The organism is Paramesorhizobium endophyticum (assembly GCF_014640615.1).
GTDB classification, from domain to species: Bacteria; Pseudomonadota; Alphaproteobacteria; order Rhizobiales; family Rhizobiaceae; genus Paramesorhizobium; species Paramesorhizobium endophyticum.
In genome coordinates this window covers 39,990-57,792 of record NZ_BMHH01000005.1, presented here as the reverse complement: position 1 = coordinate 57,792, position 17,803 = coordinate 39,990, and the positions used below count along the sequence as shown (strand labels likewise).

Here is a 17,803-nt window from a genome sequence, read left to right as displayed (position 1 = left end):
GATCATGCGCTGAAAAGACATTGAAGGGGAATATTGCATGGAAGTTCGCGTTGTCGATGTGCGCAAGGAGTTCGACCGGTTCCCGGCGCTGCACAATGTTTCGCTCGACATCCATTCGGGCGAGCTGATCGCGCTGCTCGGTCCCTCGGGCTCCGGCAAGACGACGCTCTTGCGCCTCATCGCCGGGCTGGAGACGCCGACGGGGGGGACGGTGTTCTTCGGCCATGATGATGCCTCGAAAAAGACCGTCCAGGAACGCAATGTAGGGTTCGTTTTTCAGCATTACGCGCTGTTTCGGCACATGACAGTGCTCGATAATGTCGGTTTTGGCCTGAAGGTGCGCCCGTCATCGAGCCGCCCGCCCAAGGAGGAAATCCGCCGCCGCGCGTTGGAACTGCTCGACTTCGTCCAGCTCGGCGGGCTGGAGAAACGCTATCCCGCGCAACTCTCCGGCGGCCAGCGCCAGCGCGTCGCGCTCGCCCGCGCCATGGCGATCGAACCGAAGGTGCTGCTGCTCGACGAACCCTTCGGCGCGCTCGACGCGCAGGTGCGCAAGGAACTGCGCCGCTGGCTGCGCGAAATCCATGACAAGACCGGCCACACCACAATCTTCGTCACCCACGACCAGGACGAAGCGCTGGAACTTGCCGACCGTATCGTCGTCATGAGCCAGGGCCGCATCGAGCAGGTCGGCACGCCGGACGAGGTCTATGACCGGCCCAACTCGCCCTTCGTCTACGGTTTCATCGGCGAGTCGAGCACGCTTCCAGTGAAGATCGAAAACGGCGCGGTGCTCGTTTCCGGGCAGAACACCGGCCTGACTTCGGATGGCCTGCCGGACGGCGAGGCAACGCTCTATTTCCGCCCGCACGACGTGGAGCTTGCCGATGGCTCCGGCCATGGCATTGCCGGAACGGTGGTGGCCAGCCGCCGCGTCGGCGGCACGCGCCGGATCGAGCTGGAAGTGGAAGGCGCCCGCGTCGAGATCGAAGTTCCCGCCGGATACCCCGCGGCGGACGGAACCCGCATCGTTTTCAGGCCGAAGCACTGGAAGCTGTTTGCGGGGAAGGTAGGGTAGTTCAGCTGTTCCAGGGAGAGATGAGTTCGAGCCCCGTGGTTTTGAAGTCTCGTACGTTGCGTGTTGCAAGATGACCGCCATTGACCCGCGCAATAGCGGCAATCATGCCGTCTGGCGTAGACATAGGGTTCCCCATACGGGCCGCATTGCCCATGATTTCGCCGTAGGCCAAGGCCGCTTCTTCGGTGAAACCAAAAATGCGGCCGGCAAAGCGTTGCCGCCAGTCCGATAATCGCTCCTCCAATTGGGGGGAGCGATTATCGGGCTTGATGCGGAAAATACCGAATGCGATTTCGGCGATTACCACAGTAGACAGGGCCAGCTCTGCGTCATGTCGGGCCATCCATGCGATAATGGCCTCATGCGGCACCTTTTTCATGGTTTCCGATACGATGTTAGTATCGAGAAATATCAAAGGTCTATACCCTTATCAGGCTTGCGGTTTTCTTGGATCAGTGCGTCGAGATCGATGTCTGTATCGATCCCTTTCGCAAGCCGGGCATAGAATGCGGCGGCAGGTTCGCGTCCGGTCTCGCGCGCCTCATAGGCTTCCAGCGCCCGCTCCACGATATCCGCGATGGAACGGTTCTCGCGTTGCGCAAGTTTGTGCGCAAGCTCCCGGGCCTTCGCGCTGCGTACTGAAAGTTGCGGTTTGGCCATGGTTGGCTCCTTTCGGAGATTTGTTCGAAAGGAAATATAATCCAACACCGCCCAGCCATCAAGATGGCAGGAGATGGCCGGCCATCAGGCTGGCAAACACCTTGCGCCGCTCTATCTTCTAACGCAAGAGTAACAGCCGGATACGATTTGTGCGTTGCGGGTGAATCGATTTAGCCGGACTTGGGGATAGCTGACGCAATTTGGCCAAAACTCGTCAGCACCACGGATCGGGGGCTTCGGGGACACGCATCGTTTTTCAAAAGGCTGCGGTGTGCTACAACCGTCTGCTTCCGGCCAAAACTCGGAAAACTGAAACCGTTTCATTCATAGGGCTGCAAGGGCATATGCCGGCTTTGTCTTTTTCTGTGTCGTCTTTCTTTTCGCGTAAGCCCGATGGGAAACTCCTTGCCGAACTGCCTATTCCTATCCGGGCCTCGTATAAATCACCGGAGGATCTGGAGACGCTCGCCGCCGCCGTCGCGCGGGGCGAACATATCCGCCTGCCGGAATATGAGCCGTTCGATTTCACCAAGCGGCTGTCCGAAAATGCCGGGCTGATCCTTCACGTCTACCGCACCTCCGACGCCGCTGCGCGAGCGGGCGAGACGATCACCCCCGCCGCGCAATGGCTGCTCGACAATCATTATACGGTCGACAAGAACATCCAGCAGGTGCGCCGCTCCCTGCCTGCGCGCTTCCTGCGCCAGCTGCCGCCTTTCCCGCCGGTGGAGGGGATGCCGCGCATCCTCGCGCTGGCCTGGCTCTATGTCGCCCATAGCGACAGCAATTTCTCGCTGAAAACGCTGACGGCGGTGGTCAGGGGCTTCCAGACGGTGGAGCCGTTGCGCATCGGTGAATTGTGGGCGCTGCCTTCCGCCGTGCGCTTCGTTCTCATCGAAAACGCGCGCCGCCTTGCGCTGCGCGTCGAGCGCGCCCGCGGCATGCGCAATTTCGCCAACAAGGTGGCCGACGAGATCGCGCTCGCCCAGTCCAAGGAAGCGCTGAGCCAGGTCCTGTCGCAATATGCGGAAGCGGCCCGTGACAGCACGTTCGCCACGCATCTTCTCTATCGCCTGCGCAACAGCCCGAACGATGTCGGCGCTGCCGCCGACTGGCTGGAAAAGGAGCTTGAGAAGCACGGCAGCGACGCCGAAGATGCCCTCATCCAGGAACATGCCCGCCAGTCCACCGGCGGCGTGTCGATGGGCAATATCATACGCAGCCTCAAGGCCATCGATGACGTGGACTGGACCTCATGGTTCGAGACCGTCAACGAGGTCGACGCCATCCTGCGCGAGCACAGCGATTTCCAGAAGCTCGATTTCCGCTCCCGCAATGCCTATCGCGTCACCATCGAGAAGATGGCGCGCCATTCCCCTAAAACCGAGATCGAGATCACCTGGGCCGCGCTGCGCCTTGCCGAGGACGGCAACCGGGCCGAAATCGCCGGGCGTGAGGATGCGAAGGGCACCGGCGCGGTCGCCTATTATCTGGCAGGCGACGGCAGGCCGGAGCTGGAGCGTATCTGCGAATACCAGCCGCCTTTGTCACTGCGCCTCCTGCGCTTCTATCGCGGCCTTGGGCTCTGGGGCCTCGCCGTGCCCATCGCCATCTTCACGGTGGTGCTGCTGGCGCTTGTCCATTCCGGCCTGTCCGCTTTCGGCGTTTCCGCAGGCGCGGCGGCGGCCTTCACGCTTCTCGCCATCTTCCCGGCAATGGATGCCGCCTTCGCGCTGTTCAATTCGCTGGTGCCGCTGTTCATCCAGCCCACGCGGCTCATCGGCTATGAGTTCAAGGAGGGCTTGCCGCCCGAGGCGCGCACCCTCGTGGCGGTGCCGACCTTCATCACCTCGCGGGATTCTGTCGATGAGCAGATTCGCAATCTCGAGGTTCATTACCTCACCAATCCGCGCGGCGAAGTCTATTTCGCCCTCGTCAGCGATTGGGTCGATTCGCAGCAGGAGATGTCAGCTGCGGATATGGAGGTGCTGGAATACGCCCGCGCTGAAATCGACAAGCTGAACTATCACTATACCGGCGAAGGACAGCCTCGCTTCTTCATCCTGCACCGCCGCCGTCTCTATAATCCCAGTCAGGGCTGCTGGATGGGCTGGGAGCGCAAGCGCGGCAAGCTGCACGAACTGAACCTTTTGCTGCGCGGCGATCAGGACACGAGCTTCTTCCCCGCCGATCCGCGCCTGCCCATGGACGTCAAGTTCGTCATGACCCTTGACGCCGACACGCGCCTGACGCCGGAGGCTGTCACGTATCTCGCCGGCAAGCTCAGCCACCCGCTCAACCGCCCCGTTTTCGATCCGAAGACGGGCGAGGTGGTGCGCGGCTACGGCATCCTCCAGCCGCGTGTCACGCCCTCGCTGACGACGGGCGACGACGCCTCCTTCCTGCAGCGCGTCTTCTCGGTCAATCGCGGCATCGATCCCTATGTCTTCGCCGTGTCGGACGTCTATCAGGACGTGCTGGGCGAGGGCACGTTCACGGGCAAGGGTCTCTATGAGATCGATACGTTCGAAAAGGCCATGGCCGGGCGCATCGAGGAAAATGCCGTCCTCAGCCATGATCTGCTGGAAGGCGGCTATGCGCGTTGCGCCCTTGTCAGCGATGTCGAAGTGGTCGAGGACTACCCCACGGGCTACAATGTCGATATTTCGCGCCATCATCGCTGGGCGCGCGGCGACTGGCAGCTTCTTTCCTATCTTTTCTCGACCGGGCGCGGCATCAATTCCATCACCCGCTGGAAGATGTCGGACAATCTGCGCCGCTCGCTGAATCCGGTCCTCTGGGTCATCGCCTCAATCGCCGGCTGGACCTTCCTGCCGTTCAGTGTGGCGGCGCTCTGGCAGTTCTTCCTCTTGGCGAGCATGTTCGTCGCTCCGACATTCGGTTTCATCCGCAATTTGCTGCCGCCGGGCATGGATTATTCGCTGAAGGGACATCTGGAATCGCTGCTGACGGAGGTGAGGCTTGGCGCTGCGGACGTGTGGCTCCGTACCACCTTCCTTGCCAACAATACCTGCCTGATGGCCGACGCCATCGTACGCACGCTCTATCGCCTCGGTGTCTCGCACCGCAATCTCCTGGAGTGGCGTACGGCGGCGCAGGCGAAATCCTCGCCCGATACGCTTGCCTATTACACGCGGCTGATGTGGCCGGCCATGGCGCTTGCGGTCGTGTCGTTCCTGATCCCGCTTCTTGCGGAAAGCAAGGCGCTGCTCGTTGCCGTGCCCTTCGCGGTTCTCTGGCTCTTCTCGCCGCTCATCGCCTGGCTCGTCAGCCGTTCGGCCAAGCCGCAGGACACGCTGGAGGTCCGCTCGTCGGACAAGGGCGATCTGCGCCGCTACGCCCGCCGCACCTGGCGCTACTTCGAAACGTTCACGACCGAAGAGCACAACCACCTTCCGCCCGACAATTTCCAGGAAGACCCGTTCCCGGTCGTCGCGCCGCGCACCTCGCCGACCAATATCGGCGTCTATCTCCTCTCGGTGGTGGCCGCGCGCGATTTCGGCTGGATCGGCTTTGCCGACGCGCTGAACCGCATCGACCAGACGCTCGGCACCGTCGAAAAAATGGAGAAATATCGCGGCCATCTCTATAACTGGTACGACACGACCAGCTTGAAGCCCCTGATGCCGCTTTACGTCTCCGCCGTGGACAGCGGCAATCTGGCCGGTCATCTGGTTACGCTTTCCTCTGCCCTCGAAGAATGGGCCGAAGCGCCGTCCGTCTATCTCCAGAGCGACCTCGACGGCATCCTCGACGTCAACGACATTCTTGAGGAAACACTGGCCGAAATCCCCGATGACCGCCGCATCCTGCGCCCGCTGCGCCGCCGGCTGGAAGAGCGTATTTCCAATTTCCGCCGCGCCGTCCGCACGGTGAAGGAGGAGCCGGAAACCGCCTCGTTCCGCACCATCAATCTGGCGCTCTTCGCCAATGACATCGTCAAGCTGACGGATGAATTGAACAGCGAGATCGGCACGCCGCTGAGCCTCGCAGCCAGCCAGTGGGCGCGCATTCTCGTCGATACCTGCAAGGCCCATACGGACGACGCCATCGGCGAGCATGACACCGATGCGCTGCGCGAGCGGCTCCGCGAGTTCGCCACCTGCGCCCGCCAGCTAGCCTTCGACATGCAGTTCGACTTCCTGGAGCGCAAGGAGCGCCGTCTGCTCTCCATCGGCTACCGCGTGCAGGAAAACGAGCTGGACGAGAGCTGCTACGATCTTCTGGCCTCGGAAGCGCGCCTCGCCAGCCTCTTCGCCATCGCCAAGGGTGACGTGCCTGTCGATCATTGGTTCCGTCTCGGCCGCCTGCTCGTGCCGGTCGGCTGGAAGGGCGCGCTCCTTTCCTGGTCCGGCTCGATGTTCGAATATCTGATGCCGCCGCTGGTGATGAAGGAGCCGCTCGGCTCGCTGCTCGACCAGACCAATCGTCTCGTCGTCAAGCGCCAGATCGAATATGCGACGTCGCGCGGCCTGCCCTGGGGCATTTCGGAAGCGGCCTACAATGCCCGCGATCCTGAGATGAACTACCAGTACACCAATTTCGGCGTGCCGACGCTGGGCCTCAAGCGCGGCCTTTCGCGCAACGCCGTCATCGCGCCTTATGCCAGCCTGCTCGCCGCGCAGTACCAGCCGGCGGAAGCGGTGGCAAATTTGAAGCGCCTGCGCACCGTCGGCGCGCTTGGGCCTTACGGCTTCCACGATTCGGTGGATTTCACCCCGTCGCGTGTGCCTGAGGGCGAGAAATGCGCGGTCGTGCGCAATTACTATGCGCACCACAGCGGCATGTCGATCATCGCCGTCAACAACGTCATCTTCGATGGGCGCATGCGCGAGCGTTTCCATAGCGATCCGGTGATCGAGGCGGCGGAACTGCTCCTGCAGGAGAAGGCGCCGCGCGAAATCCCGATGGTCTACGCCAAGGCGGAAAACCCGATGCGGACCGACGACGGCGGTTTCGACGATGCGCCGATGCGCATCATCGACAATCCGCTGAAAGCGCCGCGCGCCACGCAGATCATGTCGAACGGCCAATATGCCGTCATGCTCACCGCCAACGGCGCGGGCTACAGCCGCTGGAACAATCTCGGCATCACCCGCTTCCAGGCGGATGCAGCCGAGGACATGCAGGGCACGTTCCTGTTCCTGCGCGATGTGGAAACCGGCCATTGGTGGTCCGCCACCGGCGAGCCGACCCGCAACGCGGAAGGCGAGGCCAAGGCTGTCTTCACCGACGAGAAGGCAGAGTTCTTCAAGACGGTGGGCGATATCAAGACGGTGGTCGAGTGCATCGTCGCCTCGGAATCGAATGGCGAAGGCCGGCGCATCGACATCATCAATACGAGCGCGCGCGACCGCGTCATCGAGCTGACATCCTATGCGGAGCTGGTGCTCGCCCCGGATGAGTCGGACAGCGCCCATCCGGCCTTCTCCAAGATGTTCGTGGAAACCGAGATTGCCGCCAACGGCACGACGGTCTATGCGACGCGGCGCAAGCGCGCGCCGTCGGATCCGGATATCCATGTGGCGCATTTCGTCGCCGATCTCTCCGGCGCGGCGCGTGAGGCGGAAGCCGAAACCGACCGCCGTGTGTTCATCGGCCGTGGCCGGTCCTTGCGCAACCCCGCCGCGCTGGAGACGAACGCTCCTCTTCTGGGCAGCCAGGGCTGCGTGCTCGATTCCATCGCCTCGGTGCGCTGCCGTGTGCGCGTCCCGGCGCGCAAGAAGGTGAGCCTCGTCTTCTGGACGCTCGCCGGCGATAGCCGTCAGGGCCTGGAAGAAACGGTGTCGCGCTACCGCCACCCCGAATGCTTCGCCCGCGAGTTCTCGCTGTCGTGGACGCGTTCGCAGGTGCGTCTGCATCACATCGGCATCGGCCCGGCGCAAGCCGCCGACTACCAGAAGGTCGCGACTTACCTCCTCTATCCAGACCGGGCGTTCCGCCAGTCGCCGGAGGCGATCGCATCCGGCCTCGGCAAGCAGTCGGAGCTCTGGCCGCTCAGCATATCGGGCGACTTCCCGATCTTCGCCTTGCGCATGGATGACGAAGCGGCGTTCGACCTGTTGCGCGAGGTGCTGAAGGCGCAGGAATATTGGCGCGCCAAGGGGCTGGTGGTCGATGTCGTCGCCATCAATGAGCGCGCCTTCTCCTATGCGCAGGATTTCCACCGCGGCATCGAATGGGTTGCCGACAGCTATCGCGCCCGCGGCGTCTGGGCCGGTCCGCGCCAGCACATCTTCGCGGTGCGCCGCGACCAGATGAGCGAGGAAACCTATAACACCCTGCTCGCCTCCGCCCGCATCGTCATGCATGCGCAGAACGGCTCGCTTGCCGAGCAGCTCCGCCGTACGCAGGAGATATCAGGCGATTTGGCCGCGCGCAGCGAGAGCATTATAGAGGCCGAAAGCGCCGTTTCCGCCGCTGAGCGCGCGGCGGAGATTGCGAAGCCGCTGGTTACGACGCCGGTTCTGCCCGTGAAGGAACGGGCGCTGCCTGACGGCACGGACCTGCAATTCTGGAACGGCTATGGCGGCTTCGATACCGATGGTGATTACGTGGTGCGCCTCAATGGCCAGCGTGTCACGCCGCATCCGTGGATCAACGTCATCTCCAACCCGAATTTCGGCTTCCATGTTTCCGCCGAGGGTGCGGCCTTCACCTGGGCCGGCAACAGCCGGGATTTCCAGTTGACCCCCTGGGCCAACGATCCGGTGGCGAACCGTCCGGGCGAAGCGATCTATGTGGTTGATCTCGACTCGGGGGAAGCCTCCTCGCCGGTCGCCGCCGTGCTGCGCGACGAGGAAGCTGATTACGAGGCCAAGCTTGGCGCCGGCTATGCCCGCTTCGCGAGCGAGCGCGACGGCACCGCGATGACCCTGACCCACATCGTCGATCCCGCCGAACCGGTCCGTATGTCGAAGCTGGTGATCAGCAACCGGGGTCGCGCTGTGAGACGCCTGCGCGTCTATGCTTACGTCGAATGGGTGCTGGGCAATGTCCGCTCCAGGACCGCGCCTTTCATCGTGCCCGCGCATGATGAAAAGCTGGGTGCTCTCTTCGCCCGCAACCCCTATCAGGTCGACAAGTCCGGTCAGGTCGCCTTCTTCGCGGCGTCGCGCCAGCCCTCTTCCGTTTCGTCGGACCGTGTCGAGTTCATCGGCAATACCGGCTCTGTCGAGGAACCGGACACGGTGCTGCAGGGCAGGCCGCTGTCCAACACGGTCGAGGCCGGGCGCGATCCTTGCGCGGCGCTCGCCTTCGATCTGGAGATCGCGCCGGGCAAGGAGGAAGAGATCATCTTCTACCTCGGCTGCACCGAGGGCGAGACCGAGGCGCGCCGCCTCGTCGCTGCACAGCGGGTGAAGTCCTTCGAGGATACGCTGGAAGCGTCCCGTGTGCTCTGGCGCGATTTCCTCGGCAGCCTGCAGGTAAAGACGCCCGACCCGGCCTTCGACCTCATGGTCAATCGCTGGCTGCCCTATCAGAGCCTCGCCTGCCGCATCTGGGCTCGCGCCGCCTTCTACCAGGCGAGCGGCGCTTACGGCTTCCGCGACCAGTTGCAGGATACGCTGGCGCTGCTGGCGCTCGACCCGTCACTGGCGCGCCGGCAGCTCGTCAACGTCGCCTCGCGCCAGTTCCGCGAGGGCGATGTGCAGCATTGGTGGCTGCCTTCGACGGGGGCGGGCGTCCGCACGCTGATCTCGGACGATGTCGTCTGGCTCGGCTATGCCGCCTCGCTCTACACCCAGACAACAGGCGACCTGGCCGTCCTCGATGAGGAAGTGCCGTTCCTTGAAGGCGCGGCTTTGGAGGAGGGGCAGCACGACGCCTTCTATCAGCCGGAGGTCTCGAAGGAGACCGCCAGCATTTACGAACATTGCGCGCTGGCGCTCGACCTCGCCATTGCCCGCACCGGCGAAAACGGCCTGCCGCTGATTCTCGGCGGCGACTGGAACGACGGCATGAATCTCGTCGGCGTCCATGGCAAGGGCGAGAGCGTCTGGCTCGGCTGGTTCCTCGCCTATACGCTGCGGCAATTCGTGCCCATCGCCGAAGCGCGCAAGGACGCAAAGCGGGCGGAGGCCTGGACACGCCATCTCGAAAGCCTCAAGGCTGCGCTGGAAGAAGCCGGCTGGGACGGCGCATGGTACCGCCGCGGCTATTATGACGACGGCTCGCCGCTCGGCTCCAAGGACAGCGACGAATGCCGCATCGACGCCATCGCGCAAAGCTGGGCGGTGCTGTCGGGCGTGGCTGATCCGGAGCGTGCCGGGCAGGCCATGCAGTCGCTGCGCGAGCAGCTTCTGGATGTGGAAGGCGAGCTCATCCGCCTCTTCACGCCGCCCTTCGACAAGACCGTGCATGATCCCGGCTACATCAAGGGCTATCCGCCGGGCGTCCGCGAGAATGGCGGCCAGTATACCCATGGCGCAACCTGGGCGATTCTGGCGCTGACGCAGTTGAAGCAGAATGACGAGGCCTATCGCTGGTTCGAGATGATCAACCCGATCCATCACAGCCGCAACCCGGAGAGCTATCGCGTCGAGCCCTATGTGGTCGCCGCCGATATCTACTCCGTCGCGCCCCGGCGCGGGCAGGGCGGCTGGACCTGGTACACCGGCTCCGCCGGCTGGCTCTACCGCGTCGCGACGGAAGGCATACTCGGCATTCGCCGCGAGGCGGATCGCCTGTTCATCGACCCGGCGCTGCCCTCGGCATGGGAAGAATGCTCGGTGTCGCTGCGCGTCGACGAAGCCACCTACCGCATCGAAATCAGGACAGGCGGCAAGGCAGCGTCGGTCAAGCTTGACGGCAAGAAGGTGGCAAGCCCCGAAAAGGGCATCCCGCTGAAGAAGACCGGCGAGCACGAACTCATCGTGGAGCTTCCAAAGATGCCGCAAGGGTAGTAGGGGAATAGGCAAATAGAGAAATAGGGGAGTAAGGGAATCCAGTTATCCTTACTCCCCTATCGCATATTCCCTTACTCCCTTCTCGGAGAGCCCGATGACCAGAACCGACATCGCGCAGCGCGTCTACAATCACGCATGGAAGCTCGATCCGATCATCCGCAGCCTGCTGGATACGGATTTCTACAAGCTGCTGATGCTGCAGATGATCTGGGGCCTCTACCCGAAGGTCGAGGCGACGTTCACGCTCATCAACCGCACCACCACCGTTCGCCTTGCTGACGAAATCGACGAGGCGGAACTGCGCGCGCAGCTCGATCACGCCCGCACGCTCCGCTTCACCAAGAAGGAGATGATCTGGCTGGCGGGTAACACCTTCTATGGCCGCAAGCAGATATTTTCGCCGGAGTTCCTCGCCTGGCTCGCCGACTTCCAGTTGCCGGATTACGAGCTCGTCCGCCGCGACGGCCAGTTCGAGCTGAACTTCCACGGCCCGTGGATGCACACCACCATGTGGGAGATCCCGGCGCTCGCCATCATCAACGAATTGCGCTCGCGCGCGGCGATGAAATCGCTCGGCCCCTTCGCGCTCGATGTGCTCTATGCCCGCGCCAAGGCCAAGATGTGGAGCAAGGTCGAGCGGTTGCGGCGGCTGCGCGATCTCAGAATCTCCGATTTCGGCACCCGCCGCCGCCATTCCTTCCTCTGGCAGCGCTGGTGCGTCGAGGCGCTGAAGGAAGGCATCGGCGACGCCTTCACCGGCACGAGCAATGTGCTCCTCGCCATGGACACCGATCTGGAAGCCCTCGGCACCAATGCCCATGAATTGCCCATGGTGCTCGCCGCCATCTCGCGCAACGATAAGGAGCTGCGCAGCGCGCCTTATCGCGTGCTGAAGGACTGGGAGCGCTATTACGACGGCAATCTCCTGATAGTGCTGCCCGATGCCTTCGGCACTGCCGCCTTCCTGCGCGAGGCGCCCGACTGGGTTGCGAACTGGACCGGCTTCCGCCCCGACAGCGCGCCGCCGATCGAGGGCGGCGAGCGCATCATCCGCTGGTGGGAGGAGAAGGGGAAGAACCCGCGCGACAAGCTGCTGATCTTCTCCGATGCGCTCGATGTCGACACCATCGAGGAGACCTATCATCATTTCCACGACCGGGTGCGCATGGGCTTCGGCTGGGGGACCAACCTCACCAATGATTTCGCCGGTTGCGCGCCGACCCATATCAACGGCCTCAACGCGATTTCGCTCGTCTGCAAGGTCAGCGAGGCCAATGGCCACCCGGCAGTGAAGCTCTCCGACAACCCGCGCAAGGCTACCGGTGACTCAAGGGAAGTGGAGCGATATCTCAAGATATTTGGGAACGAAGATCGGGCGGAGCATCTTGTAAAAGTATGATTTGAGAAGTGAAGCCGGAAGGACGCAGACGCGCTTTCGCTCGCTCCAAAATTGTGCAATCAGGAAGATATGTTGGCCAGAGGAGGATGGCGCACCATGTATCTTGGAATTGATCTTGGCACATCAGGCATCAAGGCGCTGCTGATCGACGACAATCAGCGGATCACCGCTTCCGCCTCCGCTGCCCTCACCGTTTCGCGGCCCCATTCGGGCTGGTCGGAGCAGAACCCGGCGCATTGGATCGACGCGCTGGAGACCGTGCTTGGCGTCCTCAAATCCACTTTCCCGGCAAGGCTTGCGGCCGTGCGCGGCATCGGTCTTTCCGGCCAGATGCATGGCGCGACGCTGCTGGACGGCGAGGGCAAGGTGCTGCGCCCCTGCATGTTGTGGAACGATACGCGGTCCTACCAGGAAGCAGCCCGGCTTGATGCCGATCCGCGCTTCCGCGAGATTACCGGCAACATCGTTTTCCCCGGCTTCACTGCGCCGAAGCTTTTGTGGGTGAAGAACAACGAGCCGGAAGTCTTTGCCCAGGTGGCGAAAGTGCTGCTTCCCAAGGATTACCTGCGCTTCTGGCTGTCAGGCGAATATGTCTCGGACATGTCGGATTCGTCCGGCACCGCCTGGCTCGATGTCGGCAAGCGCCGCTGGTCGCCCGAACTGCTCGCCGCCACGGACATGGACGAAAGTCATATGCCTGATTTGGTTGAGGGCACCGAGGTTTCCGCCGTACTGAAGCCGGAGCTGGCTCGCCGCTGGGGCATCGAAGGCACGCCCGTTGTCGCGGGCGGTGGCGGCGACAATGCCGCGTCGGCCTGTGGCATGGGGGTGGTCTCGCCCGGCCATGCCTTCGTCTCTCTCGGCACTTCGGGCGTGCTTTTCGCGGCCAATGGCGCCTATCTACCCAATCCGGCAAGCGCGGTCCACACCTTCTGCCACGCCCTGCCGGACACATGGCACCAGATGGGTGTCATCCTGTCGGCCACCGACGCGCTCAACTGGTATGCGAGCATTGCCCGCAGCACGCCCGCCAATCTCACGGCGGAACTGGGCGATGAACTGAAAGCGCCGTCCGGCGTCACCTTCCTGCCCTACCTCTCGGGAGAGCGTACACCCTATAACGATGCCGCCATTCGCGGCGCCTTTGTCGGCCTTGGCCGCGAAAGCGACCGCGCCACGCTGACGCAAGCCATCGTCGAAGGGGTTTCCTTCGCCTTCCGCGATTGCCTCGAGGCGCTCGCCGCCGCAGGCACTAAGCTTGACCGGGTAACGGCAGTGGGAGGCGGCTCGCGTTCCGATTATTGGCTGAAGGCGATTGCCACGGCGCTTGGCATTCCCGTGGATGTCCCCGGCGACGGCGATTTCGGCGGCGCGTTTGGCGCGGCGCGGCTGGGCCTCATCGCTGCGGAAAAGGCCGATCCCTGGACGGTCTGCACCTTGCCCGCCATCGCGGAAACCATCGAGCCGGAGGCGCATCTGCGCGGCGCCTTCGACGACGCCTACGCCCGCTACCGCGCGCTCTATCCGGCGTTGCGCGGAGTGGCTTAATCCACCATCTCGCTTTCCCACGGCGGGTTTGCCCCAGCCCGGGAAACCGTCACCGCCGCGGCGCGCACGCCTAGCGCCACGGCCGCGTGGACCTGATCGTCCGTCAGATTGGCGACGGCGTCCTTGGTGAGCAGCCCCTGCCGGTAAAGGCCCACCAGCACTCCGGCATTGACCGTATCGCCTGCGCCGACCGTATCGGCGACCGCCACCTTGACACCGGGAACGCTGATTTTGCCGCGCGCCGTATAGGCGTCCGCGCCCGCCGCGCCACGCGTGATGATGATGAGCTTCGGCCCGCGCTTGAGCCAATCGGCGGCGATGGCGTCGTGATCGTCGCCTTCCCCGAACCAGGCGATATCCTCGTCTGACAGCTTGACGATATCGGCCATGGCGATCATGCGGCGCATCCGGGCAAGGTGCTTTTCGCGGTCGGCAATGAAGCCCGGGCGGATGTTCGGGTCGAGCATGATCACCCGACGTTCCGCCTCACGCGCCATCAGCGTTTCATAGGCCGTGCCGCAGGGTTCGGGAATAAGGCTGATCGCGCCGAAATGCAGCGCTGTCACACGCGAATCGAGCGCCGGCAGATCCGCCTTGCTCAACATGCGGCCGGCCGTGTTCTCGTCATAGAAGGCATAGCTCGCCTGGCCGTTGACGAGGCGCACGAAGGCGAGCGTCGTCGGACGGTCCGAGGTGACGCAGAAGGACGTATCGACATTCGAGCGCTTCAGCGTGTCGCGCAGGATATCGCCGAGGAAATCAGAGGAAAGGCCGCAGAAGAAGCCAGCGGGCGCGCCGAGCCTGCCAATGGCGATGGCGGTGTTGAACACCGAGCCGCCCGCGTAAGGGGCAAAAGCCGGTTCGCCCCCGGCAGTCTCGCGTGGCAGCATGTCGATCAACGCTTCGCCGCAGGAAATGATCATGCGGACCTCCTCCACATTCCGGCTCTAAACCGATTGAATTAAGGCGAAGCGCTACCTCGTTTCCGCCCCTCTTGCAAGCTCACACGTGCTGGCCGCCATTGATATGGATTTCCGATCCTGTGACATAGGACGAGGCTTCCGTGCAGAGGAAATAGATCGTCTCGGCCACTTCCGAGGTCTGCCCCAGGCGGCGCAGCGGCATCTGCTCGACCAGCTTTTCCGTACCAGGGGACAGAATGGAGGTTTCGATCTCGCCCGGTGCGATGGCATTGACGCGAATGCCGTGCGGGCCGAAATCCGAGGCCATCTCGCGCGTCAGCGCCGCAAGCGCCGCCTTCGAGGTTGCATAGGCCGTCCCGGCGAAGGGATGCACCCGGCTTCCGGCGATGGAGGTGACATTGACGACCGAGCCCTTGGCCGCTTCCAGTTCCCTGAAGAGGCCGCGCGCGAGCATGATCGGCGCGAAGAAATTGACCTGGAACACGTCGCGCCATGCCTGCATCGGCGTTTCCAGAGAATTCATGCGCCGCCCCCCTTCAGCCTTGGGCGAGATGCCGGCATTGTTGACGAGCGCATGCAACTGGCCGCCATCCGCCTCCAGCCGCCGGCGGATTTCCGAGATGCCGCGGCCTATATCCTCCGCATCGGCAAGGTCGATTCGGATGTGGTCGTCCGGTCCCGCCGGCCACGGGCAATTCTGCGAAAAATCCTGCCGCGAGCAGGTGATGACGCGCCAGCCCGCGCGGGAGAAGCGCTTAACCGTTGCGTGCCCGATGCCCCGGCTCGCTCCGGTCAGCACAAGGGTTTTTCTGGTGTTGGTGTCGGTCATGAAAGGCACCTTTGTTGAGGGCTTTTTCATAGACCATTCCACTCAAGATTTCGAGGCCATTGATCGGAGATGGTGAAGAGTGATTCCTGCCTCACCGGCTCCTATTGCGCGTTCCCCATGATCAGGTCGAGCAGCGTCGTCGGCTTGCCGCGGGCGGGTTGCGGGCCGCCGCCCACATCGGCTGGGGGAATGGGACCGCGCGCGGCCACGGGCGCGCTGTCGATCATGCCGGGCACACCGCCATTCCCTAGGGCATCCGGCGCCGGGGGCCAATATCCTTCATCCTCGCTTGCGACAGGCACCGGCGCGTTCGCATCATAGGGCGATGGCGCGTTGGAATCGGGCAGTTCGTCGCTGCCGCCGGGCAGCACATTCTCGATCTGGTAATTGCCGGGCAGGTCCGCGACCGGAACGCCCTTATGCGCGGCGACCATGAATTCCTTCCAGGCCTTGACCGGGAGTGAGCCGCCGCTGACATGCTTCATCGGCTTGCCATCGTCATTGCCGAACCACACGCCGGTCGTCAGGTTCGCCGTATAGCCGATGAACCAGGCGTCGCGGAAATTCTGGCTGGTACCGGTCTTGCCCGCCGCCGGCCAGCCGAAATTGCCGCTCTTCGCCGTGCCGTCTTCCACGGTCCGGCGCAGCATTGCGTTCATCATGCCGACATTGCGTGGGGAAATGACCTGCTGCGTCGTGCCCTGCTTGTTCTCGTAAAGCACCTTGCCGGAGGAGTCCGTTACGCGCTCGATGATATGCACCGGGGCCTTGTAGCCGCCATTGGCGAAGGGGGCGAAGGCATCGGTCAGTTCGAGCAACGTCACCTCCGAGGTGCCGAGCGCGAGCGAGGCGTTGTTCTCCAGCTTGGACTGGATGCCGAGCCTGTGGGCGGTCTCGATCACCGTCTTCGGCCCCACTTCCATGACGAGCTGTGCAGCAACGGAATTGAGCGAATGCGACAGCGCGGTCGCCAGCGTCACCGCGCCGAAATATTTGCCGTTGTAATTGCCCGGCGTCCAATTGCCGATCTTGACCGGCGCGTCATTGCGCACCGAATCCGGCGTGCGACCCTGTTCGAGCGCGGCAAGATAGACAAAGGGCTTGAAGGTCGAGCCCGGTTGCCGCTTGGCTTCCGTGGCGCGGTCGAACTGGCTGTTTGCATAATCATAGCCGCCGACCATGGCGCGCACCGCGCCCGTGCCGTCAATGGAAACGAGCGCGCCCTGGCTGACGCCCATCTTCTTGCCATTGGCGGAGATAAGGTCGCGGATCGCCTCTTCGCCGATTTTCTGAAGGTGCAGATCGACGGTGGTTTCGACGGTCACATCGTTCTTCGTCTCGCCGATCAGTCCGGGAAGTTCCTCCATCACGCGGTCGGCGACATAGTTCTCCGAGCCGGACCAATAGGCGGCGGCGCGTGTGGCGGGCTCGCTCATCGCTTCGGCGAGCTGCGTCTCCTTGATCATGCCCTGCTCGCGCATGGCGTTCAGCACCAGCTTCGCCCGTTCGGACGCGGCTTCCGGGTCGCGCGCGGGCGAAAGGCGCGACGGAGCTTTGAGGAGGCCCGCCAGCGTCGCCGCTTCCATCAAATTCACGTCCCGCGCCGACTTGTCGAAATAGCGCCGCGAGGCGGCGGCGACGCCATAGGAACCGGAACCGAGATAGACGCGGTTGAGGTACATCTCGAGGATCTGGTCCTTGGAATATTTGTGCTCCAGCCACAGCGCCAGCATCACCTCCTGCACCTTGCGCTCGATGGTGCGCTCGGGCGTGAGGAACAAATTCTTCGCAAGCTGCTGCGTGATCGTCGAGCCGCCCTGCACGGTGCGGCCGCTGATGATGTTGGTGACGATGGCGCGGGCAAGGCCGATGGGATCGATGCCGAAATGCGAATAGAAGCGCCGATCCTCGATGGCGATGACCGCCTGCGGGATGTAAGGCGACATGTCGTGAAGGCCGACCGCCTCGCCGCCCGTGGTGCCGCGATTGGCGATGAGATTGCCGTTGACGTCGACGATCTTGACGTTGGGCGGGCGGTCCGGAATGGCCCAGGCGGTCGTCGGCGGCATTTTCGCCGCAAAATAGACGACGACGCCGGCCAGCGCGATGCCGCCCCACAACCCCATGACGAGCGACCAGTAGACCATACGGCGGACGAGGCCGAAGAAGCCGCGGCGCTCGCCACGGCCGGATTTTCCGCGGCTGCGTTTGGAGGGCGCTTTGCGCGAAGCCTTGCGGCGCGGCGCGCGCGAGGCGCGATCTTCATCATCGACGCGCAAATCATCGTCCCGCTCGCCGGGCTCTCCCCCGAACGACGGTTCGATCCGTTTGTCCCTCTCATCACCCGAAGCCATGCCGTCTTAAAATCCGTCCGTTCCGTTTCCGCCGCAATCACCCATGCGTTGCAGGGTAATTGCGGCGGTTTAAAGGGACGTT

General features: G+C 63.4%; 9 protein-coding genes. 4 read left to right on the top strand and 5 right to left on the bottom strand.

The window, feature by feature from the left end; all coding sequences use genetic code 11:
- Positions 1 to 37: 37 nt before the first annotated feature.
- Positions 38 to 1,078 carry a sulfate/molybdate ABC transporter ATP-binding protein gene (locus IEX53_RS07810; RefSeq protein ID WP_188823119.1) on the top strand — a complete coding sequence of 347 codons (1,041 nt, stop codon included), beginning with the start codon at positions 38 to 40 and terminating at the stop codon, positions 1,076 to 1,078.
- Position 1,079: 1 nt separating this feature from the next.
- On the opposite strand, the gene IEX53_RS07805 is transcribed toward IEX53_RS07810, so the two are convergent.
- Both IEX53_RS07805 and IEX53_RS07800 read right to left on the bottom strand, forming a co-directional pair.
- Positions 1,080 to 1,493 carry a type II toxin-antitoxin system VapC family toxin gene (locus tag IEX53_RS07805; RefSeq protein WP_188823117.1) on the bottom strand — a complete coding sequence of 138 codons (414 nt, stop codon included), beginning with the start codon at positions 1,491 to 1,493 and terminating at the stop codon, positions 1,080 to 1,082.
- Entirely contained in the window at positions 1,490 to 1,738 is a 249-nt protein-coding gene (locus tag IEX53_RS07800; RefSeq protein WP_188823115.1) for a type II toxin-antitoxin system VapB family antitoxin, read from the bottom strand. Before IEX53_RS07800 ends, IEX53_RS07805 begins: the two co-directional genes overlap by 4 nt.
- A 344-nt stretch (positions 1,739 to 2,082) precedes the next feature.
- Here IEX53_RS07800 and IEX53_RS07795 point away from each other — a divergent pair, with 344 nt between their 5' ends.
- The 3 genes from IEX53_RS07795 (at position 2,083) to xylB (ending at position 13,615) form a co-directional block, all read left to right on the top strand.
- A complete protein-coding gene (locus IEX53_RS07795) occupies positions 2,083 to 10,665 on the top strand; it encodes a glycoside hydrolase family 94 protein (protein ID WP_188823113.1) in 8,583 nt (2,860 codons plus the stop codon).
- Positions 10,666 to 10,762: 97 nt separating this feature from the next.
- Positions 10,763 to 12,067, top strand: a complete 1,305-nt coding sequence (gene pncB, locus IEX53_RS07790; RefSeq protein WP_188823111.1) for a nicotinate phosphoribosyltransferase — start codon at positions 10,763 to 10,765, stop codon at positions 12,065 to 12,067.
- Between the two features lie 96 nt (positions 12,068 to 12,163).
- A complete protein-coding gene (xylB, locus tag IEX53_RS07785) occupies positions 12,164 to 13,615 on the top strand; it encodes a xylulokinase (RefSeq protein WP_188823109.1) in 1,452 nt (483 codons plus the stop codon).
- Here xylB and IEX53_RS07780 read toward each other — a convergent pair.
- From IEX53_RS07780 to IEX53_RS07770, 3 genes are all read right to left on the bottom strand, one after another.
- Positions 13,612 to 14,538, bottom strand: a complete 927-nt coding sequence (locus IEX53_RS07780) for a carbohydrate kinase family protein (RefSeq protein WP_188823107.1) — start codon at positions 14,536 to 14,538, stop codon at positions 13,612 to 13,614. The genes xylB and IEX53_RS07780 overlap by 4 nt on opposite strands.
- 79 nt (positions 14,539 to 14,617) lie before the next feature.
- Entirely contained in the window at positions 14,618 to 15,397 is a 780-nt protein-coding gene (locus IEX53_RS07775; protein WP_188823105.1) for an SDR family NAD(P)-dependent oxidoreductase, read from the bottom strand.
- Between the two features lie 71 nt (positions 15,398 to 15,468).
- Positions 15,469 to 17,721, bottom strand: coding sequence for a transglycosylase domain-containing protein (locus IEX53_RS07770; protein WP_188823103.1), 2,253 nt, complete (start codon positions 17,719 to 17,721; stop codon positions 15,469 to 15,471).
- Between the last annotated feature and the right edge of the window lie 82 nt (positions 17,722 to 17,803).